Genomic DNA, 22184 nt, shown 5'->3' with positions numbered 1-22184 from the left:
TCGCTGCCCCCCAAGGGGACCCATTCGCCTTGGGGCGGCCCGGCGGCGAATTCTGAACGCCCCCCTTATTTGCGAGAGAAACCTATGACAAGCAAAACCTCCTTAACCCTGATGGACCCCGCACTGGTCAAGCCCGCTGTGTGGGCTGCTTTCACCAAGCTGGACCCCCGCGTGCAGTGGCGCAATCCGGTGATGTTTGTGGTCTACATCGGCAGCATCGTCACCACGCTCTTGGGTCTGCAGGCGCTGCAAGGCCATGTGAGTGATTCGCCCGGCTTCATCCTGACCGTGGCCGTGTGGCTGTGGTTCACCGTGCTGTTTGCCAACTTCGCCGAAGCCCTGGCCGAAGGCCGCAGCAAGGCACAGGCCGATTCGCTCAAGGGGCTGAAGAAAAGCACCTGGGCCAAGAAGCTCAAAGAGCCCGTGCATGGTTCCACCTGGTTGCCAGAGCAGGCCGAGAACCTGCGCAAGGGCGATGTGGTGCTGGTCGAAGCCAATGACATGATTCCCGTGGACGGTGAAGTCATCCAAGGCGTGGCTACGGTGGACGAGAGCGCCATCACCGGCGAGTCTGCCCCGGTGGTGCGCGAGTCGGGGGGCGACTTCGCTTCCGTTACCGGTGGCACGCGGGTGCTGTCGGACTGGCTGGTGGTGCGCATTGGTGTGAACCCCGGCGAGTCGTTCCTGGACCGCATGATTGGTATGGTGGAGGGCGCTAAGCGCCAGAAGACACCCAACGAGGTGGCACTAACCATTTTGTTGGTCGCGCTGACCATCGTGTTCCTGGTGGTCACGGTCACGCTGCTGCCGTTCTCCATTTTCAGTGTGGAAGCCGCGGGCAGCGGTACCGTAGTCAGCATCACCGCGTTGATTGCGCTGCTGGTCTGCCTGATCCCCACCACCATTGGCGGCCTGTTGTCGGCCGTGGGTGTGGCGGGCATGAGCCGCATGATGCAGGCCAATGTGATTGCCACCTCGGGCCGCGCAGTGGAAGCCGCGGGTGATGTGGACGTGTTGTTGCTGGACAAGACCGGCACCATCACCCACGGCAACCGCCAGGCCGCGTTGTTCATTCCGGCACCTGGTATCAATCTGACCCAGTTGGCCCTGTGCGCCGCACAGGCCTCCATGGCCGATGAAACGCCGGAAGGCCGCAGCATCGTGACATTGGCCCAAAGCAAGGTGCAGATGGAGCCCCTGGTGGGCGCCACCCAGGAAGTCCCCTTCACCGCGCAGACCCGCATGAGCGGCATGGACGTGGCCCGCGCCGACGGCAGCACTCGCCAACTGCGCAAGGGCGCTGTAGATGCCGTGCGCAAATACCTGGAGGCGCAGGGCAGCAGCATGCCTACCGAGGTGCTGCGCGCTGCAGACGAGGTGTCGCGCCGCGGCAGCACGCCGCTGGCTGTGGCCGACGGCAACCGCGTGCTGGGTGTGGTGGAGCTCAAAGACATCGTCAAGGCTGGCATCAAGGAGCGTTTCGGCGAACTGCGCCGAATGGGCATCAAGACGGTCATGATCACCGGTGACAACAAGCTCACGGCCGCAGCCATTGCCGCCGAGGCTGGCGTGGATGACTTCTTGGCCGAGGCCACACCCGAAGACAAGCTCACGCTGATCCGCAGCTACCAGACCGAAGGCCGCCTGGTCGCCATGACCGGCGATGGCACCAACGACGCCCCCGCGCTGGCCCAAGCCGATGTGGCTGTGGCCATGAACAGCGGCACCCAGGCCGCCAAAGAAGCCGGCAACATGGTGGATTTGGACTCTAACCCCACCAAACTGCTGGAGATTGTGGAAACCGGAAAGGCGCTGCTCATGACGCGCGGCTCGCTCACCACGTTCTCCATTGCGAATGACGTGGCCAAGTACTTCGCCATCATCCCGGCCATTTTTGTGAGTACGTACCCGCAGCTGGCCGCGCTGAATGTGATGCGCTTGGGTAGCCCCAATTCGGCCATTTTGTCAGCGGTGATTTTCAACGCGCTGATCATCGTGGTGCTGATTCCGTTGGCACTCAAGGGCGTGAAATACCGCCCTGTAGGTGCCGCCGCACTCTTGCGCCGCAACCTGGCTATCTACGGCCTGGGCGGCCTGGTCGTGCCCTTCATCGGCATCAAGGCCATTGACCTGTTGCTCGTCGCGTTGAATCTGGTTTAAGGAGTCTTCTCATGAACAAAACACTTCGCCCACTGCTGGTTCTGTTTTCGGCGCTCACCCTGGTTACCGGCGTGGCCTACCCGCTGGTGGTCACAGCGGTCGGCCAGACCGTTTTCCCGCGCCAGGCGCATGGCAGCCTGATCCTGCGGGACGGAAAACCACTCGGCTCCGCCCTGATCGGCCAGAATTTCAGCGACCCCGGCCACTTCTGGGGTCGCCCGTCGGCCACCGGCCCGTTTGGTAACAATGCGGCCGCCTCCAGTGGCTCCAACCAGGGGCCGATGAATCCAGCACTGGTGGACGCGGCCAAAGGCCGTCTGCAAGCACTGCAGGCCGCCGACCCGACCAACACAGCGCCCGTGCCGGTTGAGCTGGTGACCGCCTCGGCCAGCGGATTGGACCCGCACATCAGTCCCGCCGCGGCGCAGTACCAACTGGCCCGCGTGGCAGCAGCCCGCAAGCTCTCCCCGGAAGCCGTGCAAGCATTGGTGTCGCAACACACAGAACGCCCACTGCTGGGCGTTTTGGGCGAACCTGTGGTCAATGTGCTGCAACTGAACCTGGCGCTTGATGCACACTAAGTAAATGGCAAGCCCCTCCGACTCCCGGCCCGACCCAGATGCCCTGCTGGCCCAGCTGCAAGAGGCGCAGGCCACGCAGCAGCGCGGCAAGCTGCGCATCTACTTTGGCGCCAACGCGGGCGTGGGCAAGACCTACGCCATGCTCAGCGCCGCACAACGCGCGCAGCGCGCGGGTCAACGGGTGCTGGTGGGCGTGGTGGAAACCCATGGCCGCAAGGACACCATGGAGCTGCAGACCGGCTTGCATGTGCTGGCCCTGCAGGAGATTGCCTACCGTGGCCAGGTGCTGCTGGAGCTGGACATTGACGCCGCCCTGGCCGCCCAGCCCGATGTATTGCTGGTGGACGAGCTGGCCCATAGCAACGCCCCGGGCTCGCGCCACCCCAAACGTTGGCAGGACGTGCAGGAGCTGCTGGATGCCGGCATCGACGTCTGGACCGCGCTGAACGTACAACACCTGGAAAGCCTCAACGGCACGGTGGGCGCCATCACTGGCGTGCGCGTGAATGAGACCGTGCCCGATACCGTGCTGGACGGTGCCGACGAAATTGTCCTGGTGGATGTGACGGCGGACGAACTGCTGGCCCGCCTGAAAGCCGGCAAGGTCTATATCCCGCAGCAGGCCGAACGCGCCAGCCAGAACTTTTTTCGCAAAGGCAACCTGATCGCGCTGCGCGAGATCGCACTGCGTCGTACCGCAGAGCATGTGGGCGACGATGTGCGCAGCTACCGCCAGCACCTAGTGCAGACCTCGCGCCAGCAGAACGCTACCGATCAGCCGGCCTGGAATACCTCGGGCGCGCTGTTGGTCTGTGTGGGCCCGCACGCCGGCGCAGAGCACGCTGTGCGCACCGCCGCGCGTCTGGCTGGGCAGCTCAATGCGCGCTGGCATGCCGCCTATGTGGAAACCCCGGCGCTGCAGCGGCTGACCGCGCAGGACCGCGACCGCACCCTGGCCGTGCTCAAACTGGCCGAAGAGTTGGGCGGTAGCACCGCGGTGCTTACCGGTGATGGCATTGCCAGTGCGTTGCTGCAGCACGCACAAACCCTGAACTGCGCCACCGTGGTGCTGGGCCGCCCGGCGCAGCGGAGCTGGAGCAGCGCGTGGCGCCTGCTGCGCCCCACGCTGACACGCCAACTGGCCAATATGGCGCCCACGCTGGACATCGTGGAAGTGGGCTCTACTGATAGCGTGCGCAAGTTGGGAGTGCCCTTGGGTCGCAGTCCTGAAGACGAGCCTACCGCCGCGCGTTGGCATGCGCAGTGGCCGCGTTACGGAGGTGCAGTCGCCGCTTGCTTGCTCACCACAGTGCTTACGCTGCCCATGCTGCCATTGTTCGACTTGGCCAACATCGTCATGCTGTTTTTGCTGTGCGTGGTGCTGGTTGCGGTCAAGCTGGGGCGCGGACCAGCCAGCTTGGCAGCGGTCCTGGCAGTGGCTTCGTTTGACTTCTTTTATGTACAGCCGCGCCTGTCGTTTGCAGTGAGTGACGTGCAGTACCTGGTGACGTTCGCGGTGATGTTGGTGGTAGGCCTGCTGATTGGCCAGCTCACCGCCAATTTGCGGTTTTCTGCCAATGTTGCCGCCAGCCGCGAGCGGCGTGCACAAGCGTTGTTTGAGCTTACGCGCGAACTGTCCGCTGCGCTTCAAACCGAGCAAGTGGTGGAATTGGGCGAGGCCGCAGTGCAGCGGACGTTTGGTGGCCAGGCCAAGATGCTGTTGCCCGACGCCCGCGACCAACTGGCGCTGCCCGCAGACCTGCCACCAGGACTGGATGGCAGCATTGCCGACTGGGCATTCCATAACAGCCAGCACGCCGGGCTGGCCACCGGTACCCTGCCATCCAACCCCTGGCACTATGTGCCGCTGCAAGCTCCTATGCGGGTGCGCGGTGTGTTAGCGCTGCAACCGGCCCAAGCCCGCTGGCTGCTGATTCCCGAGCAGGTGCAGCAGCTCGACACGTTGGCGCGGCAAATCGCGATTGCGCTGGAGCGCGTGCACTATGTGGACGTGGCGCAGGGGGCCGTGGTGCAAATGGAATCGGAGCGCCTGCGCAATACGCTGCTGGCCGCCATGTCGCACGATGTGCGCACGCCGCTCACGGCACTCATTGGCCAGGCGGAATCGCTGGCCAGCTCGGTGCCACTCACGGTAGACCAGAAGATGTCGGCAGACGCCATCAACCACGAGGCCCGCGAGTTGGGGGCACTGGTGGGTAACTTGCTGGAAATGGCCCGGCTGGAGAGCGGCCAGGTGGAGCTGCGGCTGGAATGGCAGTCGGTAGAGGAGGTGGTGGGGGGGGCGATCCGCGCCGCGCGGCACGCACTGGGGCCGCTGGCGGTGCACACCGCCATTGCCCCCGATCTGCCGCTGGTGGAGTTTGATGCGGGCCTGATGGAGCGTCTATTGGTCAATTTGCTGGAGAACGCCGCCAAATACGGCGTGATGACACCGGCGCGCTCACCGGTCGTGGAGGTGGCTGCGCAGGTGACGCCTGAGACCCTGGAGTTGCGGGTGCGCGATTACGGGCCCGGCCTGCCGCCAGCCAGCCAGGGCAGGGAGGCCGATTTGTTCGAAAAATTCACGCGCGGCAAGAATGAATCTTCCACGCGTGGTGTGGGCCTGGGCCTGGCCATTTGCAAAGCAGTGGTGGACGCGCACAAAGGCCGCATTGGCGCCCGCAATGCCGATGGTGGTGGTGCAGAATTCACCATCACCTTGCCACGACGCGCACCGCCGCTGGCTCCCACCGAAGCCGACGAAATCTAAGCCCCATGTCTACCCCTGCGCCTGTTGCCGTACTGATTGAAGACGAGCCCCAGATCCGCCGTTTTGTGCGCGCGGCGCTGGAGGCCGAAGGCTGGCAGGTGTTTGAGGCCGAGACCGCGCAGCACGGCCTGCGTGATGCCGCCACGCGCAAGCCCGACCTGCTGGTGCTGGACCTGGGCCTGCCCGATGGCGACGGGCTGGACGTCATTCGCGATGTGCGCAGCTGGTCGGCCGTGCCCATCGTAGTGCTCTCCGCCCGTAGCGACGAGAGCGACAAGATTGCCGCACTGGACGCGGGCGCCGACGACTACCTGACCAAGCCCTTTGGCGTGGGCGAGCTGCTGGCCCGTGTGCGCGCCAACCTGCGCCGTCCGCGCGCGGCCAGTGCTGAAGGCAAAGCCGACGATTCGCTGTTTGTGTTTGGCGAGGTAGAGGTGGACCGCCAGGCCCGCCTGGTGCGCCGCGCGGGCGCCGAGGTGCATCTCACCCCCATTGAATACCGCCTGCTGCTCGTGCTGGTGGCCAATGCGGGCCGCGTGTTGACGCACCGCCAGTTGTTGCGCGAGGTGTGGGGCCCATCGCATGCCGACCAGAGCCACTACCTGCGCATCTACATGGGCCACTTGCGGCAGAAACTGGAGGTCGATCCTGGCCAGCCGCAGCATCTGCTGACAGAAACAGCCGTGGGTTACCGTTTGATGGTCTAGGCACCGCGCCTGAGGTGCGCCAGGGGCAGCTCGGTGCTGCTCTTGATGCGGGCGAGCACGATGTTGGAGCGGATGCTGCCCACGCCCTGGATGCGGGTCAGGCGACGCAGCACCTGCTCAGACAGCACGCTGAGGTCGGCCGCGACGATCTGCAGGATGTAGTCCGATTCACCGGCCACCGAATAGCACTCCAGCACCTCGGGGAAGCTGGCAATCTCGCGCTCAAACGCCAGGCCTTCATCACCGCTGTGGCGGGTCAGCGTGACATAGGAGATGGCGCGCACGCCCAGGCCAATGGCCACAGGTTCGAGCAGGGCCACATAACGGCGGATGATGCCCTGGGCCTGCAGCCGCTGCACACGGCGGCTGACCTGGGAGGCTGACAAATGCACCTGCTCCCCAATTTGCTGGTGGGTGGCGTGCGCATCGCGCTGCAGTGCGGCAAGAAGGCTGATATCAAAGCCATCAAGCAGCGAATCTTCGTGTTTGTCAGGTTTCATGCATAAATTATGCATCCATGTCGAATGAGAGCCTGCAATTTGCACACCCTTTGCACCACCAATTGACCACAATCAAGGCTTCAAGAACAGTGTTTTAGGAGCATGAATATGGCCGATTTGTTTGACAACCCCATGGGCCTGATGGGTTTTGAATTTGTGGAGTTTGCGTCGCCCATCGCTGGTGTGATCGAGCCGGTGTTCGAGCGCATGGGCTTCACGTTGGTGGCCAAGCACCGCTCCAAAGACGTGGTGCTGTACCGCCAGGGCGAGATCAACTTCATTGTTAACCGCGAGCCCAAAAGCGTGGCGGGTTACTTCGCCGCCGAGCACGGCCCTAGCGCCTGTGGCATGGCGTTCCGCGTGAAGGATTCGCACCTGGCCTACAAGCGCGCTTTGGAGTTGGGCGCCCAACCTGTGGAGCTGCGCCCCGGCCCCATGGAGCTGAACCTGCCCGCCATCAAGGGCATTGGCGGCGCACCGCTGTACCTGATTGACCGTTATGAAGATGGCAAATCCATCTACGACATCGACTTTGAATTCATCGAAGGTGTGGACCGTCGCCCCGTGGGCCATGGCCTCAAGCTCATCGACCACCTGACGCACAACGTCTACCGCGGCCGCATGGCCTTCTGGGCCGACTACTACGAGCGCTTGTTCAATTTCCGCGAGATCCGCTTCTTTGACATCAAGGGCGAGTACACCGGTTTGACATCGAAGGCGTTGACCGCACCGGACGGCAAGATACGCATTCCGCTCAACGAAGAAGCGCGCCAGGGCGGCGGGCAGATCGAAGAGTATTTGATGAAGTTCAATGGCGAGGGCATTCAGCACATCGCGCTGATCTGCGACGACCTGATCTCCACCGTGGACAAACTTGCGCTGGCCGGTGTACCGCTGATGACAGCGCCCAATGACGTGTACTACGAGATGCTGGAAGGCCGCCTGCCGGGCCACGGCCAGCCCGTGCCTGAGCTGCAGACACGCGGTATTCTGGTGGATGGATCGACCGAGGGCGGAACACCACGCCTGCTACTGCAAATCTTCTCGCAAACGCAGCTGGGCCCGGTGTTCTTCGAGTTCATCCAGCGCCAGGGCGACGAAGGTTTTGGCGAAGGCAATTTCAAGGCACTGTTTGAATCGCTGGAGCGTGACCAGATCCAGCGCGGCGCACTCGAAACCGCATAGGGAGATCCCATGAAAATCGACCGCATCCACCACGTGGCCTACCGCTGCAAGGACGCCAAGGAAACCGTGCTCTGGTACCAGAAGATGCTGCACATGGACTTTGTGCTGGCCATCGCCGAAGACCTGGTGCCCAGTACCAAGACGCCCGACCCCTACATGCACATCTTCATGGACGCCGGCATGGGCAATGTGCTGGCCTTCTTTGAGCTGCCCACGCAGCCGCCCATGGGCCGTGACCCCAACACGCCCGAGTGGGTGCAGCACATTGCGTTCCGCGTGAAAGACCGTGCGGAGCTGCTGGAGTTCAAGGCGCATCTGGAGGCCAATGGCGTGGATGTCCTGGGCGTGACTGACCACGGCATGTTCCACAGCATTTACTTTTTCGACCCCAATGGTCACCGCCTGGAGCTGGCTTGCCCGGACCCTGAAGAGACCGCCAAGATCGCCCAGGCCGACGCGGTGAAGTGGGCCATGCTGGAAGAATGGAGCGTGACCAAGCGGGCGCCCAAGCACGCGGCGTTTTTGCACGCTAAAGAGCTGGGAGCCAAGGCATGAGCGCACCCGTCATTGCGCTGGACGCCACGCACGACCCCGCCACCCAAAGCTGGGTGGAGTCAGCCAACGCGGCGGACACGGACTTTCCCATCCAGAACCTGCCGTTCGGCCGCTTCCGCCACAACCGGTTGGAGCCCTGGCAGATTGGCGTGGCCATTGGTGACCGCGTGCTGGACCTCCACGCTACCGGGCTGATTGACCACAACGACATGGCGCGCCTGATGGCGGCGCCCGTGGCCGCGCGCCGCGCATTGCGACTGGCGATCTGGGAAGGCCTGCGCGCGGGTTCGTCCTTGCAAAAGGTATGGTCTGACGCACTGCTGCGCCAGACTGAGGTGGAGCTGGGCCTGCCTTGCGAGGTGGGCGACTACACGGACTTCTACACCGGCATCCACCACGCCACCACGGTGGGCAAGCTGTTCCGCCCCGACAACCCGCTGCTGCCCAACTACAAGTGGGTGCCCATTGGTTACCACGGCCGCGCGTCCAGCATTGGCGCCAGCGGCCAGCAGTTCCACCGTCCGCGTGGCCAGACACTCAAGCCCAGCGCCACGGTGCCGGACTTTGGCCCTACGGCGCGGCTCGACTATGAGCTGGAAATAGCGGCCTGGGTCGGCATGGACAATGCGCTGGGCGCTCCTGTTTCCATAGCGGATGCAGAAGACCACCTGTTTGGCCTCACGCTGCTCAACGACTGGAGCGCCCGCGATGTGCAGGCCTGGGAGTACCAGCCGCTGGGTCCGTTTTTGGCAAAAAACTTTGCCTCCACCGTGTCACCCTGGCTGGTGACGATGGAGGCGTTGGCGCCGTTTCGCGCCGCCTTCACTCGCAGTGCAGACGACCCACAGCCCATGGCCTATCTAGACTCTGCTAACAACCGCAGCGCGGGTGCTTTGGACGTGCAACTGGAAGTCTGGCTGCAGACGCCCACCATGCGCGAGGCCGGCAGCGCGGGAGAACGCCTGTCGCAATCGAATATGCGAGACGCCTACTGGACGCTGGCGCAACTGGTGGCCCACCATACGGTGAACGGCTGCAACCTGCGCGGTGGCGACGTACTGGGCACCGGCACGCTGTCGGGTCCGGCGCCGGAGCAGGGTGGCTCGCTGTTGGAGCTCACCCAGGGTGGCAAGGTAGCGCTCACGCTGGCCAATGGCGAGACACGTACCTTCTTGCAGGACGGCGACAGCATCATTCTGCGCGGCAGCTGCGAGCGCGCAGGTGTGCGGCGTATTGGTTTTGGCGAATGTCGCGGCACTGTGCTGGCCGCGCGCAGCCTGTGAAGGAGGGTGGTATGGAACGTATCAACCCGAGCAGTTTTGCCAACCTGCAGGCGGACTGGCCTCACTGGAATTTCAGCGCCGAGCGCGGCGGTCTGATGGCGCGCACCCTGCTGTTTGCAGACTTTGCCCAGGCCTTCGGCTTCATGGCCCAGATAGCCATTGTGGCCGAGAAGCGCAACCATCATCCCGAATGGCGCAATGTCTACAACCGCGTGGAGATCACCCTCACCACGCACGACGTGCAAGGTCTGTCGCAACGCGACCTGGACCTGGCGCGTGTGATCGATACGGCATACATAGACCGTTCCCAAGGAGATGCAGCATGAACGCCGAGACAATGTCTAGCAAGCACGGTCTGGCCGCCGGGCTGGTGCCCACACGTGCGGACTGGACCATCGACCAAGGCTGGGAGCACTACAGCGCGCAGGAGCACGCCACCTGGAAAACGCTGTTCGAACGCCAGAGCCGCCTGCTGCCGGGCCGGGCGTGCGACGAGTTTGTGCAGGGCATGCGTGATTTGCCGATAGCGGCCGACGCCATTCCAGACTTTCGGCGCCTGAATGATGTGCTGATGCAGCGCACGGGCTGGCAAGTGGTGGCCGTGCCGGGGCTGGTGCCTGACGAGGTGTTTTTTGAACACCTGGCGAACCGGCGGTTTCCATCCGGGCATTTCATCCGCAAGCCGCATGAGCTGGACTATCTGGAGGAGCCCGACGTCTTCCACGACGTGTTTGGCCATGTGCCTATGCTCATGAACCCGGCCATTGCTGACTACATCCAGGCCTATGGACAGGGCGGCCTGCGCGCACAAAAGCTGGGCGTGCTGGACAAGCTGGCCCGTGTGTACTGGTACACCGTAGAGTTTGGCTTGGTGCAACAGAAGGATGGTTTGCGCATCTACGGTGCGGGCATTGCGTCCTCGGCTTCGGAAACCGTGTTCGCGCTGGACGATGCCTCGCCCAACCGCGTGCGTTTCGATCTGCCGCGTGTGATGCGCACACGCTACCGCATCGATGATTTTCAGGAGACGTATTTCGTCATCAACCATCTGGATGAGTTGCTGTCGTTGGCCAACATCGACTTTGCGCCGCTGTACGCCCAGGTGCAGCATCAGCCGGAGTACGCACCGGGCCAGGTGCTGCCCGACGATGTGGTGCTGACCCGTGGCACGGGGATGTATCACGATGCCCGACGCGGAGGTAAGTGAGATGGACTTTGCCAACAAAACTGTGCTGATCACCGGCGCTGCGGGCAACCTCGGCGCGGCTGTGGCTGAATTGCTGTCGGCCCGCGGAGCCCGTCTGGCGCTGCTGGACTTGCGGCGTGACGGGCTGGTGCAACGCTACGGCCAGGCCACCGATCGCCGTTTGCTATTGCCTGCCAATCTGCTGCAGCCCGCGGAAGTGCAGGAGGCGGTCGTGGCGGCGCAGCAGCAGTTTGGGCGCATTGACGTGTTGTGCAACCTGGCAGGCGGCTTCCGCATGGGACCGCCCGTACACGAAACCCAGGACCGCGATTGGGATTTCCTGATGGACATCAATGTCCGTACGTTGCTGAATATGGTGCGGGCCGTCGTGCCCGGCATGCTGTCGTCGGGTGGTGGCAGCATTGTCAATGTGGGCGCGCAATCTGCCTTGCGCGGTGCCGCTCACATGGGGGCTTACACCGCGTCGAAGGGCGCGGTCATCCGCTTGACCGAATCCATGGCTGCTGAACTGCGGGAGCAGAACATCCGTGTCAACTGCGTGCTCCCGTCCATCATCGATACGCCGGAAAACCGGGCCGCAATGCCGGAGGCCGATCCCACGCGCTGGGTGGCGCCGCACGACTTGGCCCAGGCCATCGCTTTTCTGGCGTCCGACGCAGCCTGTGCCGTGCACGGTGTCGCCTTGCCCGTCAGCGGGCTCAGCTAACGGGAGACTGAAAGATGTTCCAACACGTAGAAGCGTTTGCGGGTGATGCCATCGTGGCACTGAACGAGGCATTTCACCGGGACACCCGGCCACACAAGGTCAATTTGTCGATTGGCATTTACTGCGATGAGCAGGGGCAGGTGCCCGCGCAGCACGCCGTGTGCGAGGCCGAGCAGTATTTGGCTGAAACCCGGCAGCCCAAACCCTATTTGCCGATGGAAGGCAGCACCAGTTTTCGCAATGCCATGCAGGAGTTGCTCTTTGGTGCCGGGCATGAAGTCCTGGCCCAGGGGCGGGTGGCGACCGTGCAAACCGTGGGCTCTAGCGGCGCACTCAAGGCCGGGGCCGAGTTCATATGTCAGTGGTTCCCTTCCAGCGCCGTGTGGCTCAGTGACCCCACCTGGGACAACCACCACAGCCTGTTTGAAAGTGCCGGGCTGAGCGTACACAGCTACCCCTATTACGGCGCGGACGGTGGGCTGCGTTTCGATGCGATGCTGGAAACGCTGCGGGCCTTGCCCCGCCACAGTGTGGTGCTGCTCCATGCCTGCTGCCACAACCCCACGGGGGTGGACCTGACGCCCGCACAGTGGCAGTTGCTGATACCGGTGCTGCAACAGAAGGCGCTGATTCCTTTTCTGGATCTGGCGTACCAGGGGTTCGGCGACGGCTTGGAAGAGGATGCGTACGCGGTGCGGGCATTGGCGCAATCGGGCATGTGTTTTTTGCTGGCCAACACCTTGTCCAAGAGCATGGGCGTGTACGCAGAACGCTGTGGTGCGCTCAGCGTGGTGTGTGCCGATGCCGCGCAGGCCGAGCGTGTGCTCGGGCAGCTCAAATCCACCGTGCGCCAGAGTTATTTCAGCCCACCCGCCCATGGCAGCCGCGTGGTCGCCCGCGTGTTGGAGGACCCGCAGCTGCGTGCTTCCTGGGAGTGTGACCTCACCGCCATGCGTGAACGCATTCGCAGCCTGCGCCACCAGCTGCACGCGGCACTGACCCGACGCTCGCCAGAGCGTGATTTCGGCTACCTGCTCACGCAGCGCGGCATGTTCAGTTACACCAATTTCACCGTGCAGCAGGTGCGCAGTCTGCGCGAGACCTATGCGATCTACCTGGTGAATTCCGGTCGTATGTGTATTTCGGGCCTGCGTGCAGACAATGTGGAGCGGGTGGCGGATGCCATGGCCGCTGTTTCTGTCGGCATTGACGAGGCTACGATGGCGGTGGCCTGAACCTGGCAGGTCAAAGCGGCAGTGCGGTGGTGCTCTTGATCTCTTCCATGGAGAAGGCGGACGACACGCCGGCCAGCTGCGCGGTTTGGATCAGCCGTTTGTAGAAGCGGTCGTAGCCAGCAATGTCGGCTGCCACCACCTTGAGCAGGTAGTCCACATCGCCGCTCATGCGGTGGAACTCCATCACCTCTGGCATGCTGGACACCGAGGCCGCAAACTTGCGCAGCCAGGCCTCGTCGTGCCGATTGGTGCGCAGGCTCACAAACACCGTCACCGGCAAACCGGCCCGTTCACGGTTCACGATGGCCACGCGCTTCTCAATCAGGCCAGCTTCCTCCATGGCCTTCACACGCTTCCAGCAAGGCGTGGCCGACAGCCCCACCTTTTCGCCCAACTGGGCGGCCGAGAGCGTGCCGTCCTCCTGCAGTGCGCTCAGGATGGTGCGGTCCATGCGATCTAGTTCTTTCATGCTGCTTATCTACGTATTAAAGGAACGTTTATTCTACAAAGTAGCGATTTATCGGTAAATTTGAAACGAATATTCGCGGTAGGTCAACTTAAGATTTGCAGCATTCCCACCTGCTTCTGAGGACCGCCATGCACACCCCGCTGACCGAGATTTATCTGGACTGCAACGCCACCACGCCGCTGCTGCCTGCCGCGCGCAATGCGGCGCTGCAGGCTATGGGCGCGCAGTTTGGCAACCCCAGCAGCAGCCACTGCACGGGTCTGCGCGCGCGCGCGCTGGTGGACGAGGTGCGGGCACATGCAAGCCGCCTGCTGGGCGTGGGAGCAGGGCGCCTGCTGTTTGTGAGTGGTGCGACCGAAGGCATACAAACCGCTGTGCTCTCCGCCCTGTGCGCGCTGCGCGAACGCCGCGATGCGGGCGAGCGCGTGGACGGCCCGCTGCTGGTGGGCGCTACCGAACACAAGGCTGTGCCACAAAGCTTGGCGCACTGGAACCGCGTGCTGGGGTTGGACCTACCCATTGTGGAAGTGCCGGTGGACCGCCATGGCCTGCATGACATGGTCTTTCTCCAAGCCCACATCGCCAATGCTGGCCTGCTGTGCACCATGGCGGCCAACAACGAAACCGGCGTCGTGTCAGACATTGTCGGCATCGAGAAGCTGTTGCATGCGACGGAGTCCCGCGCCCTGTGGCTGGTGGACTGTGTGCAGGCACTGGGCAAGCTGGATGTGGACCTGCAAGCCACCCGCATCGACTACGCACCGTTCTCCGGCCACAAGCTCTATGCGCCTAAGGGCATTGGCATGCTCTATGTGCGTGCTGGCAGCCCCTTCACACCGTTGATGGTGGGTGGTGGGCAGGAGGGCGGCCAGCGCTCTGGCACCGAAAACATGCCTGGCATTGCGGCCTTGGGTGCCGTGCTGCAAGCTCTGGAAGCAGGGCACGCGGAGGAGGGCTCAGTGTTCCGCTCTACAGCCTTTTTGCAGCAAGCGCGCCTGCGGCTGGCGGATGCACTGCGCGCGGCCTTGCCCGGCGTAGTGTTCAACATGCCGTTCGAAGGCTCGTTGCCCACCACACTCAATTTCTCGGTGCCGGGCCTGTCCAGCAAAGCGCTGCTGAATCTGTTTGACGCCGCTGGCATGCGCATCAGCGCAGGCAGTGCCTGCAGCGCGGCCAAGGCCGAGCCCAGCTTTGTACTCTGCGCCATGGGTCTGCCAGCCTGGCAGGCTGAGGGCGCAGCACGTTTGTCCATTGGTGCGCTAAGTGATGAGGCGCTGATTGATGAAGCCTGTGCGCGCATTGCGCGCTGTGGTGCGGCGTTGCAAAACAGCTCAACGTCTTTGTCGCAGTCTGCAACCAGTGCCGCGGTGACTGCTGCACTCGGCCCCGATACGGAAGAGGGCGCGCTGACCGCCGACACCTTGCCCGCTTTTTTGCAAAGCCACCCCGATGCTTTGCTGGTGGATGTACGCGAAGCATTCGAGCATGCGGTGGGTCGACACAGCCTGCCTTGGCCCGCACCCACGCAGCAGCTGCGCAATGTGCCGCTTGCCACCTTGGGCCAACACATGCCCGCGTGGTTGAGCGAGGGCCACCGCCCATTGGTGTTTTTCTGCCGCAGCGGAGGGCGCAGCCTGCAGGCGATGCAGGCCTTGCGTGCACGCGGCCATGGCCAAGCTTGGCACCTGGTTGGCGGCTTGGCCTTGGCGGAAATGGCATAGGGTCGTGCGCAAAACGCATGCCTTGCAGCGGCACAATGGCGGACATGCAGACACCCCATTCATCCCCCGAACGGTCTCCCCCTCAACTCGCCGGCCACCTGCTGGTCCAATGCCTTGTGGAACAAGGCGTCACCCATGCCTTCGGTGTGCCCGGTGAAAGCTATCTGGCCGTGCTGGACGGTTTTCATGTGTACCGCGACCAGATCCAGTTTGTGGTGAATCGGCAGGAGGGCGGCGCCGCCTTCATGGCCGAGGCGCACGGCAAGCTCACCGGTCGCCCCGGCGTCTGTTTTGTGACGCGCGGGCCGGGGGCGACGAATGCCAGCATTGGCGTGCACACCGCGTTCCAGGATTCCACGCCCATGCTGCTGCTGGTGGGCGATGTGGCCAGTGACCAACGCGACCGTGAAGCTTTTCAGGAGATGGACTACCGCGTGATGTTTGGCCCCAGCGCTTTGGGCATGGCCAAGCGCGTAGAGCGCATTGACGATGCGGCACGCATTCCCGAGTACATTGCCCGCGCCTTTGCCACCGCCATGAACGGTCGCCCCGGCCCCGTGGTGCTGGTGTTGCCCGAAGACATGTTGACCCAGGCGCTGGTGCCCGATGCGGCAGGCAAGCGACCCCAGCCACTGGCCCGCGTGGAGCCGGTGGAGGCCTGGAGTGACCCCGGGGCCTTGCGGAATCTGCGCCAGCTGCTATTGAAATCGGAGCGCCCCTTTGTCATCGCGGGTGGCGGTGGTTGGACGCCGCAGGCCGCGCAGGCGCTGCAGCGCTTTGCCGAGAACTGGCGCCTGCCCGTGGGCAATGCGTTTCGCTTTCAGGACACCTTTGACAACCATCACCCGCAGTACGCGGGCGATGTGGGCATTGGCATCAACCCCGCGCTGGCCAAGCGCGTGCGCGAGAGCGACCTCATCATCGCCATCGGCCCGCGGCTAGGCGAGATGACCACGGGCGGCTACACGCTGCTGCAGGCGCCCAAGGCAGCGCAAACGCTGGTGCACATCCACGCCAGCGCCGAAGAGCTGAACCGCGTGTACCAGGCCGACCTGGCCATCCACGCGAGCATGCGTGCCGCCGCCCGTTCGTTGGAGGTGCTGACAGCCCCTGTGAATGTGCCCTGGGAGGCCTGGACTACGGGCTGCAGCGCCGACTACCAGGCCAACCTGGTACCCAGCGTGATCAAGGACTTGCCCGCCGACAACGATCGCGGCTTAGTGGACATGCCCAGCGTGATCGCCACGCTGCAAAAGCACCTGCCTGCAGATGCGGTGCTGACCAATGGCGCTGGCAACTTTGCGAGCTGGCTGCACCGCTTTTACCGCTACACCGGCCTAGCGGCAGGCCACAAAACGCAACTGGCGCCCACCAACGGTGCCATGGGCTATGGGGTGCCCGCCGGTATCGCTGCGGCCATCACCACTGGGCGAGTGGCGTTCACGATTGCCGGCGATGGTGACTTCCTGATGAACGGCCAGGAGCTGGCCACGGCCGTGCAGCATGGGGCCAAGAGCATCATCCTGCTGCTCAACAACGGCATGTACGGCACCATCCGCATGCACCAGGAGCGTGAGTACCCGCAGCGTGTGGCGGGCACAGCGTTGCACAACCCCGACTTTGCGGCGCTGGCGAGGGCCTATGGCTACGCGGGCGTGACCATCCGCAAGAGTGCGGACTTTGAGGCTGAGCTGCTGGCCGCGCTGGCGCGGTCCAATGGCACCGTGATCGAGGTGGTGCTGGAGCCGGAGCTGATCAGCACACGCGGCAGCCTTGCCGCGCTCACCCAGGCGGCCCTGGTGCAGACGGCGCTGCAGCGATGAGTGTGACCCTGCAAACGGTGCACCATGTGGCGCTGAACCTGTACGAAGCAAAAGGCCCTGCCTGATGGCGGGGCCTTTATCAAGGTTTGCTATTAAAAATGAAGCTGCCCGCGCAATGAATACGGGGGCTATAGGCTTATTTCTTGCGTAGCTTGGCCAATTCGGCCTGGGTTTCGTTCCACAGGTCCATGCCTACATCAGCACCAATGAGTGCGTAGACGCGGGTCAGCTTGTCGCGCATGCGGCCGGCTTCGGCGGGGGACAACTCATTCACCTGCATGCCCTTGGCCTTGAGGTCGGCCACAGCCCTGGAGGCCTCGTCGCGCGTGTCCTTGCGTTCAAAGTCGCGGCTGGCGATGGCGGCGTCGCTCAGGATCTTTTGCTCGTCCTTGGACAACTGGTCCCACCATTTTTTGCTGGCCATCACGATCCAGGGGCTGTACACGTGGTTGGTCACCGTCATGTACTTCTGCACCTCGTAGAACTTGCTCGACAGAATGGTGTTGAACGGGTTTTCCTGGCCGTCTACGGTGTTGGTTTCCAGCGCGCTGAACAGTTCAGAGAACGCCATGGGCACGGCATTCGCGCCCAGGGTCTTGAAGCTTTCCAGGAACACATTGTTTTGCATCACGCGCAACTTGATGCCGCCCAGGTCTTCCATCTTGGTGATGGCGCGCTTGCTGTTGGTCAGGTTGCGAAAACCGTTTTCCCAATAGGCCAGACCTACCAGGCCCTTGTCTTGCAGCTTGGCGCGGATCTTGTCACCGATCGGGCCATCCAGCAGGGTGTCGGCCTCTTTGGCGTTGCTGATGAGGAAAGGCGTGTCCCACAGCGCCATTTCTTTGGTGATGCCCACCAGCGTGGCGGTGGATCCCACCATCATTTCCTGCGCACCGCCAATCAGCGAGTTCTGCATTTGCACATCAGGGCCCAGCGCGGAGGCGCCGATGGCGCGCACCTTCATCTTGCCGCCCGAGGCTTTCTCTACGGCGTCCGCAAACACCTTGGCCGCACGGCCCTGGTTGCTTTGCTCGTTGAGGCCATAGCCGAAGCGGATCAGGCGCGGTTTGATGTCTTGCGCCAGCGTGGCAAACGAGGCGCTGAGCAGCGCGGCGCTGGCAGCGGCCACCAGAGTGCGGCGCAGCAGGGTGGGGAAGTGGGTCATGGTTGTCTCCTGGAGTTGTGAGAGGGAACGGGGGCTAGCGCATCCACGCCACGGGCGCAGTCACGATTTGCGGGAACAGAACAAAGAGGAAAAGGAGCAGCGTGTAGGTGATCAAAAACGGATTCACGCCCTTGATGACCTGGTGCAGCGGCAGCCTGCCCACACCGGCCACGACGTTGAGCACCGTGCCCACCGGCGGGGTGATCAGGCCAATGGCGCCGTTGAGGACAAACATCAGGCCGAAGTACACGGGGTCTATGCCGGCCTTCACCGCAATCGGCAACATCACCGGTGCAAAGATCAGGATGGTGGGGGTCAGGTCCAGCGCTGTGCCCACGAGGATCAGCACCAGCATCATCACCAGCATGAGTAGGCGCGGGCTGTTGACCAGCGGGCCCAGCCAGCCGGTCAGCACACCGGGCAGGTCGGCCAGCGTGATCATGTAGCTGGCCACCTGGGCACCCGCGCAAAGGAACATGACAATGGCGGTGGTCTTGGCAGCACGCACCAGCACGCCGTGCACTTCGCGCACGTTCATCTCGCGGTGCACAAACAGCGCCACCACCAGGGCGTAGAACGCGGCCACCACGGCGGCTTCGGTCGGCGTGAACACACCGGTTTTCATGCCACCAATGATGATGATGGGCATGAGCATGGCCCAGAAGGCCTTGCGCGTGGCGTGCAGACGCTCGCGCAGCGGCAGGGGCTGGCCCTCAGGCAGATCCATTTTGCGCAGCACCAGCTTCCAGGCCACGATCAGGCCCACACCCATGATGAGCCCGGGCACGATGCCCGACAGGAACAGTGCGGAGATCGAGGTGTTGGTGGTCACGCCGTAGATCACAAACGGCATGCTGGGCGGGATGATGGGCGCGATAATGCCGCCCGACGCAATCAGCCCGGCCGAGGTGTGCATGGGGTAGCCCTGCTGGCGCATCATGGGCATGAGGATGGTGGCCAGCGCGGCCGTGTCGGCCAGCGCTGAGCCGCTCATGCTGGCCATGAGCACGGCAGCACCAATGGCCACAAAACCCAGCCCACCGCGGATATGCCCCACCCAAGCCTGTGCCATGGCGATGATGCGCCGACTGATGCCACCGGAGTTCATCAGCTCACCGGCCAGGATGAAGAAGGGCACGGCCAGCAGGGGGAAGCTATCCACCCCGGCGACCAGGTTTTGGGCCAGCAACTGGGTGTCCCAAAACTCCAGCACCCAGGCCATGCCAGCACCGGTCAACACCAGTGCCAGGCCCATGTTCATGCCGATGCCCATCAGGGCAAGCATGCCCACACAAAAAACCAGAAAGGCGAGTCCTTCGTTGCTCATGGTGTTCAGTCCAGTTCTGCGGCGTGACCCAGGTCCAGCGGCGTGCGTTTGATAAGTTCGATGAGCGCAAAGACGCCAATGGCGACAGAACACAGCAGCGCGGGCAGAGGCAGCAGCAGCGTGGGGTAGCCCATGACCACCGAGTAGCTGCCCCAGCCCACCACCACCTGCTGCCAGGCGCCTATCGCCAGCATCACGCAGGCCGCCAGCACCAGCAGGCGGATCAGTGCGGTCATGGTGGCCATAGCGCGTGGGTGGGGTTGTAGCGCGCCCACCAGGCTGGTGAAGGCCATGTGCTCACCGGCAGGGTAGGCGGCGGTGGCGCCTATAAACACCATCCAGACAAAGAGCAGGCGCGACACCTCTTCGCTGGCGGCTACGCCGCTGCCAAAGCCGTAGCGCAGCACCACGTTGATAAAAACGGCCACAGCCATCACGCCCAGGCACAGGGCCAGCAGGTGGTTGGACCAGCGTTGAAACCGGTTGGGTGGGGGTGCTGTCATAAGGCCTCGGTAGTGGGGTGCAGCCAGGCGCTGACCTCGGTTTGCAAATCGGCCAGCGGGCGCAGGGCGTCCACGCGCAGCACCCCGGCTTCGCCCACGGGGGACTCCAGCGTGGCGAACTGGTTGTCCACCAAGCTGGTGGAGAAGAAATGAGACGGGGCGCGCGCCACGACCCGCGCCTGGGCCTGGGCTTTGTCAATGTCCAGGAACACAAAGCGCAGACCGGGAGCCGCCTGGCGCAGGCGTTCGCGGTAGCTGCGTTTCAGGGCCGAGCAGGTCACCACCAGGCCCTGGGGTTGGGCGCGCAGGGCATCCCCCAGCGTGGCCAACCAGCCGTCGCGGTCGGCGTCGGTCAGGGCAATGCCCTGGCGCATTTTTTCGCGGCTGGCGAGGCTGTGGTAGTCGTCGCCCTCCAGCAAGGTCAGGTGATCGGCCTGTGCTAGCGCAGCGCCCAAACTGGACTTGCCGCAACCGGCGACCCCCATGATGACGATGGAATTCATGTGATTGGTTTGTTTTGGATAGCGCTATCTTATGGCGCGTATGCAGCACCAGCGATTGGTACTTTCCCTAGACCTGTGGCGTGTAGCCGAAAAAAAAGGGCCGGTGAAAACCGGCCCTTGGGACTAGCAGTGAGGGTGGAGCTTATTTGATGTCCACACCGTAGAAGGTGTGTCGAGCAAAGGGGCTCAACTTGTAATCCAACACTTCTTTGCGCACGGGTGCCAACTGCACTGCATGGGCGATGGTGAACCAAGGCGCTTGTTCCTTGAAGATCACCTGGGCTTTTTCGTACAGCTTGGTGCGCTCAGCGGGGTTGGACACCACCTTGGCTTTTTGCACCAAGTCTTCAAACGGCTGGTAGCAGAACTTGGCCACGTTAGAGCCATTGCTCTTGGCCGAAGCGCAGCCCAGCAGGGTGTTCAAGAAGTTGTCGGGGTCACCGTTGTCGCCGGTCCAACCCAACATGCCCATTTGGTGCTCGCCGTTTTGCATGCGCTTGCGGTACTCGCCCCATTCAAAGCTCTTGATCTCAGCGGTCACGCCTACCTTGGCCAGGTCGGCTTGCATCAACTCGGCAATGCGCTTGGCATTGGGGTTGTAGGGGCGCTGCACGGGCATGGCCCACAGGTCGGTGGTGAAACCGTTGGGGTAGCCCGCCGCGGCCAGCAACTTCTTCGCTTCGGCAGGGTTGAAGGCGTCGTCCTTCAGGGCCTTGTTGTAAGACCATTGGCCTGGAGGAATCGGATTGGTTGCAGCCACACCGGTGCTCAGGTACACGGCGGAGACGATAGCCTTTTTGTCGATTGCCATGTTGATGGCTTTGCGCACGCGCACATCGTCAAACGGCTTCTTGGTCGTGTTGTAGGCCAGGTAGCCAATGTTCAGGCCAGGTTGCTCCATCACCGTGACATTGGTGTCCTTGCGCATGGCGTCCAGGTCGGCCGGGTTGGGGTAGGGCATCACATGGCATTCGCCCTTTTGCAGCTTGGCCCAACGCACGGAAGCATCTGGCGTGATCGAAAAAATCAGGTCATCGATCTTGGCCTTGCCCGCCCAGTACTGGGGGAACGCCTTGAAGCGGATCAGCGCATCCTTTTGGTATTGCACTACCTGGAAGGGGCCGGTGCCCAGTGGGTCCTGGTCGATCTTCTCGGGGGTGCCTGCCTTCAGCATGGCAATCGCATATTCCTTGGACTGCACGCCTGCAAACTGCATGGCCAAGTTGGCCAGGAAGGGAGCTTCAGGGTTGTTCAGCGTGATCTTGACGGTGTACTCGTCCACTTTGTCCACAGACTTCAGGAGTTTGGGCATGCCCATATCGCCAAAGTACGCATGGTTGGGACTGGTAACCTTGAAGTAGGGATCGTTCTCTTTCCACTGGCGTTCGATCATGAACATCACGTCGTCGGCATTGAAGTCACGGCTGGGCTGGAAGTTTTTGTTCGATTGCCATTTCACACCCTTGCGGAGCTTGAACGTGTACTCCAGGCCATCTTTGGAGATGGTCCAGCTTTCAGCCAGAGCGGGTCCGACTTTGGTGCCGCCGCGCTCAAAGTGCACCAGATTGTCGTAAATCTGTTCCGTCACATCGAACGAGGTACCGGTGGTGTTGACGCCTGGGTAGAAGTTCTCAGGACTGCCTTCTGAGCAGTACACCAAGGTTTTGGCTGCGACCGGCGCGAGTGCCAGAGCAGCGGGCAACGCCAATGCGCACAGCAGCGCACTTTTGGTGCGGCGTGTCGCGACGGCTTTCTTTGGGTTCAGGTTCATGGAAGTTACTCCT

Annotated in this window: 20 protein-coding genes; 13 read left to right on the top strand and 7 right to left on the bottom strand. The window is 63.0% G+C overall.

What is annotated here, in order from left to right; genetic code table 11:
* The first annotated feature begins 84 nt into the window (after positions 1-84).
* The 4 genes from kdpB to kdpE are packed head-to-tail and all read left to right on the top strand — an operon-like array spanning position 85 to position 6218.
* The gene (gene kdpB / locus J2X15_RS03440; protein ID WP_310339494.1) at positions 85-2160 is read left to right on the top strand and encodes a potassium-transporting ATPase subunit KdpB; all 2076 of its coding nucleotides are present in this window, start codon (positions 85-87) and stop codon (positions 2158-2160) included.
* Positions 2161-2171: 11 nt separating this feature from the next.
* Positions 2172-2741, top strand: a complete 570-nt coding sequence (gene kdpC / locus J2X15_RS03435) for a potassium-transporting ATPase subunit KdpC (protein WP_310339493.1) — start codon at positions 2172-2174, stop codon at positions 2739-2741.
* 4 nt (positions 2742-2745) lie between these two features.
* Positions 2746-5511: a DUF4118 domain-containing protein gene (locus J2X15_RS03430; protein ID WP_310339492.1), complete on the top strand. Its 2766-nt coding sequence runs from the start codon at positions 2746-2748 to the stop codon at positions 5509-5511.
* A 5-nt stretch (positions 5512-5516) separates the two neighbouring features.
* The gene (gene kdpE, locus J2X15_RS03425; protein ID WP_310339490.1) at positions 5517-6218 is read left to right on the top strand and encodes a two-component system response regulator KdpE; all 702 of its coding nucleotides are present in this window, start codon (positions 5517-5519) and stop codon (positions 6216-6218) included.
* On the opposite strand, the gene J2X15_RS03420 is transcribed toward kdpE, so the two are convergent.
* Positions 6215-6718, bottom strand: coding sequence for an Lrp/AsnC family transcriptional regulator (locus tag J2X15_RS03420; protein ID WP_310339488.1), 504 nt, complete (start codon positions 6716-6718; stop codon positions 6215-6217). The genes kdpE and J2X15_RS03420 overlap by 4 nt on opposite strands.
* 108 nt (positions 6719-6826) lie before the next feature.
* On the opposite strand from J2X15_RS03420, the gene hppD reads away from it, so the two are divergent.
* The 7 genes from hppD to J2X15_RS03385 are packed head-to-tail and all read left to right on the top strand — an operon-like array spanning position 6827 to position 12889.
* A complete protein-coding gene (gene hppD, locus J2X15_RS03415) occupies positions 6827-7903 on the top strand; it encodes a 4-hydroxyphenylpyruvate dioxygenase (protein ID WP_310339487.1) in 1077 nt (358 codons plus the stop codon).
* A gap of 9 nt (positions 7904-7912) precedes the next feature.
* The gene (locus J2X15_RS03410; protein ID WP_310339486.1) at positions 7913-8458 is read left to right on the top strand and encodes a VOC family protein; all 546 of its coding nucleotides are present in this window, start codon (positions 7913-7915) and stop codon (positions 8456-8458) included.
* A complete protein-coding gene (gene fahA / locus J2X15_RS03405; protein ID WP_310339484.1) occupies positions 8455-9741 on the top strand; it encodes a fumarylacetoacetase in 1287 nt (428 codons plus the stop codon). Before J2X15_RS03410 ends, fahA begins: the two co-directional genes overlap by 4 nt.
* Before the next feature lie 11 nt (positions 9742-9752).
* On the top strand, positions 9753-10067 hold the full coding sequence (locus J2X15_RS03400) for a 4a-hydroxytetrahydrobiopterin dehydratase (RefSeq protein ID WP_310339483.1): 315 nt from the start codon (positions 9753-9755) through the stop codon (positions 10065-10067).
* Complete coding sequence (gene phhA, locus J2X15_RS03395) at positions 10064-10948, top strand: phenylalanine 4-monooxygenase (protein WP_310339482.1); 885 nt, start codon at positions 10064-10066, stop codon at positions 10946-10948. Before J2X15_RS03400 ends, phhA begins: the two co-directional genes overlap by 4 nt.
* 1 nt (position 10949) lies before the next feature.
* On the top strand, positions 10950-11654 hold the full coding sequence (locus tag J2X15_RS03390) for an SDR family oxidoreductase (RefSeq protein WP_310339481.1): 705 nt from the start codon (positions 10950-10952) through the stop codon (positions 11652-11654).
* Between the two features lie 14 nt (positions 11655-11668).
* Positions 11669-12889, top strand: coding sequence for an amino acid aminotransferase (locus J2X15_RS03385; protein WP_310339479.1), 1221 nt, complete (start codon positions 11669-11671; stop codon positions 12887-12889).
* Positions 12890-12899: 10 nt separating this feature from the next.
* On the opposite strand, the gene J2X15_RS03380 is transcribed toward J2X15_RS03385, so the two are convergent.
* The gene (locus J2X15_RS03380) at positions 12900-13358 is read right to left on the bottom strand and encodes an Lrp/AsnC family transcriptional regulator (protein WP_310339478.1); all 459 of its coding nucleotides are present in this window, start codon (positions 13356-13358) and stop codon (positions 12900-12902) included.
* A 128-nt stretch (positions 13359-13486) separates the two neighbouring features.
* Between J2X15_RS03380 and J2X15_RS03375 the strand changes: the two genes are divergently transcribed.
* Both J2X15_RS03375 and J2X15_RS03370 read left to right on the top strand, forming a co-directional pair.
* Positions 13487-15079 carry an aminotransferase class V-fold PLP-dependent enzyme gene (locus J2X15_RS03375; RefSeq protein WP_310339477.1) on the top strand — a complete coding sequence of 531 codons (1593 nt, stop codon included), beginning with the start codon at positions 13487-13489 and terminating at the stop codon, positions 15077-15079.
* Between the two features lie 44 nt (positions 15080-15123).
* Complete coding sequence (locus J2X15_RS03370; RefSeq protein WP_310339476.1) at positions 15124-16902, top strand: thiamine pyrophosphate-binding protein; 1779 nt, start codon at positions 15124-15126, stop codon at positions 16900-16902.
* A gap of 136 nt (positions 16903-17038) precedes the next feature.
* Here J2X15_RS03370 and J2X15_RS03365 read toward each other — a convergent pair whose 3' ends face one another.
* From J2X15_RS03365 to J2X15_RS03345, 5 genes are all read right to left on the bottom strand, one after another.
* The gene (locus tag J2X15_RS03365) at positions 17039-18067 is read right to left on the bottom strand and encodes a TRAP transporter substrate-binding protein (protein WP_310339475.1); all 1029 of its coding nucleotides are present in this window, start codon (positions 18065-18067) and stop codon (positions 17039-17041) included.
* 34 nt (positions 18068-18101) lie between these two features.
* Positions 18102-19394 carry a TRAP transporter large permease gene (locus J2X15_RS03360; protein ID WP_310339473.1) on the bottom strand — a complete coding sequence of 431 codons (1293 nt, stop codon included), beginning with the start codon at positions 19392-19394 and terminating at the stop codon, positions 18102-18104.
* Between the two features lie 5 nt (positions 19395-19399).
* Complete coding sequence (locus tag J2X15_RS03355) at positions 19400-19897, bottom strand: TRAP transporter small permease subunit (RefSeq protein WP_310339471.1); 498 nt, start codon at positions 19895-19897, stop codon at positions 19400-19402.
* A complete protein-coding gene (locus tag J2X15_RS03350; RefSeq protein WP_310339469.1) occupies positions 19894-20400 on the bottom strand; it encodes a gluconokinase in 507 nt (168 codons plus the stop codon). The genes J2X15_RS03355 and J2X15_RS03350 overlap by 4 nt, the downstream gene beginning before the upstream one ends.
* A gap of 142 nt (positions 20401-20542) precedes the next feature.
* On the bottom strand, positions 20543-22171 hold the full coding sequence (locus J2X15_RS03345; RefSeq protein WP_310339467.1) for an ABC transporter substrate-binding protein: 1629 nt from the start codon (positions 22169-22171) through the stop codon (positions 20543-20545).
* Positions 22172-22184: the final 13 nt, after the last annotated feature.

This window comes from Rhodoferax saidenbachensis (genome assembly GCF_031457975.1).
Lineage (GTDB): Bacteria > Pseudomonadota > Gammaproteobacteria > Burkholderiales > Burkholderiaceae_C > Allorhodoferax > Allorhodoferax saidenbachensis_A.
The sequence above is the reverse complement of the archived record's forward strand: the minus strand, read 5'-3'. Positions and strand labels throughout refer to the sequence as shown.

Bases quoted from the DNA above. Each gene is read 5' to 3' on its own strand.
- J2X15_RS03410 (WP_310339486.1), top strand. From the start codon at position 7,913: ATGAAAATCGACCGCATCCACCACGTGGCCTACCGCTGCAAGGACGCC.
- J2X15_RS03365 (WP_310339475.1), bottom strand. From the start codon at position 18,067: ATGACCCACTTCCCCACCCTGCTGCGCCGCACTCTGGTGGCCGCTGCC.
- J2X15_RS03420 (WP_310339488.1), bottom strand. From the start codon at position 6,718: ATGAAACCTGACAAACACGAAGATTCGCTGCTTGATGGCTTTGATATC.
- hppD (WP_310339487.1), top strand. From the start codon at position 6,827: ATGGCCGATTTGTTTGACAACCCCATGGGCCTGATGGGTTTTGAATTT.
- J2X15_RS03345 (WP_310339467.1), bottom strand. From the start codon at position 22,171: ATGAACCTGAACCCAAAGAAAGCCGTCGCGACACGCCGCACCAAAAGT.
- J2X15_RS03370 (WP_310339476.1), top strand. From the start codon at position 15,124: ATGCAGACACCCCATTCATCCCCCGAACGGTCTCCCCCTCAACTCGCC.
- kdpE (WP_310339490.1), top strand. From the start codon at position 5,517: ATGTCTACCCCTGCGCCTGTTGCCGTACTGATTGAAGACGAGCCCCAG.
- J2X15_RS03355 (WP_310339471.1), bottom strand. From the start codon at position 19,897: ATGACAGCACCCCCACCCAACCGGTTTCAACGCTGGTCCAACCACCTG.
- phhA (WP_310339482.1), top strand. From the start codon at position 10,064: ATGAACGCCGAGACAATGTCTAGCAAGCACGGTCTGGCCGCCGGGCTG.
- J2X15_RS03375 (WP_310339477.1), top strand. From the start codon at position 13,487: ATGCACACCCCGCTGACCGAGATTTATCTGGACTGCAACGCCACCACG.
- J2X15_RS03380 (WP_310339478.1), bottom strand. From the start codon at position 13,358: ATGAAAGAACTAGATCGCATGGACCGCACCATCCTGAGCGCACTGCAG.
- J2X15_RS03390 (WP_310339481.1), top strand. From the start codon at position 10,950: ATGGACTTTGCCAACAAAACTGTGCTGATCACCGGCGCTGCGGGCAAC.
- fahA (WP_310339484.1), top strand. From the start codon at position 8,455: ATGAGCGCACCCGTCATTGCGCTGGACGCCACGCACGACCCCGCCACC.
- J2X15_RS03430 (WP_310339492.1), top strand. From the start codon at position 2,746: ATGGCAAGCCCCTCCGACTCCCGGCCCGACCCAGATGCCCTGCTGGCC.
- kdpB (WP_310339494.1), top strand. From the start codon at position 85: ATGACAAGCAAAACCTCCTTAACCCTGATGGACCCCGCACTGGTCAAG.
- J2X15_RS03385 (WP_310339479.1), top strand. From the start codon at position 11,669: ATGTTCCAACACGTAGAAGCGTTTGCGGGTGATGCCATCGTGGCACTG.
- J2X15_RS03360 (WP_310339473.1), bottom strand. From the start codon at position 19,394: ATGAGCAACGAAGGACTCGCCTTTCTGGTTTTTTGTGTGGGCATGCTT.
- kdpC (WP_310339493.1), top strand. From the start codon at position 2,172: ATGAACAAAACACTTCGCCCACTGCTGGTTCTGTTTTCGGCGCTCACC.
- J2X15_RS03400 (WP_310339483.1), top strand. From the start codon at position 9,753: ATGGAACGTATCAACCCGAGCAGTTTTGCCAACCTGCAGGCGGACTGG.
- J2X15_RS03350 (WP_310339469.1), bottom strand. From the start codon at position 20,400: ATGAATTCCATCGTCATCATGGGGGTCGCCGGTTGCGGCAAGTCCAGT.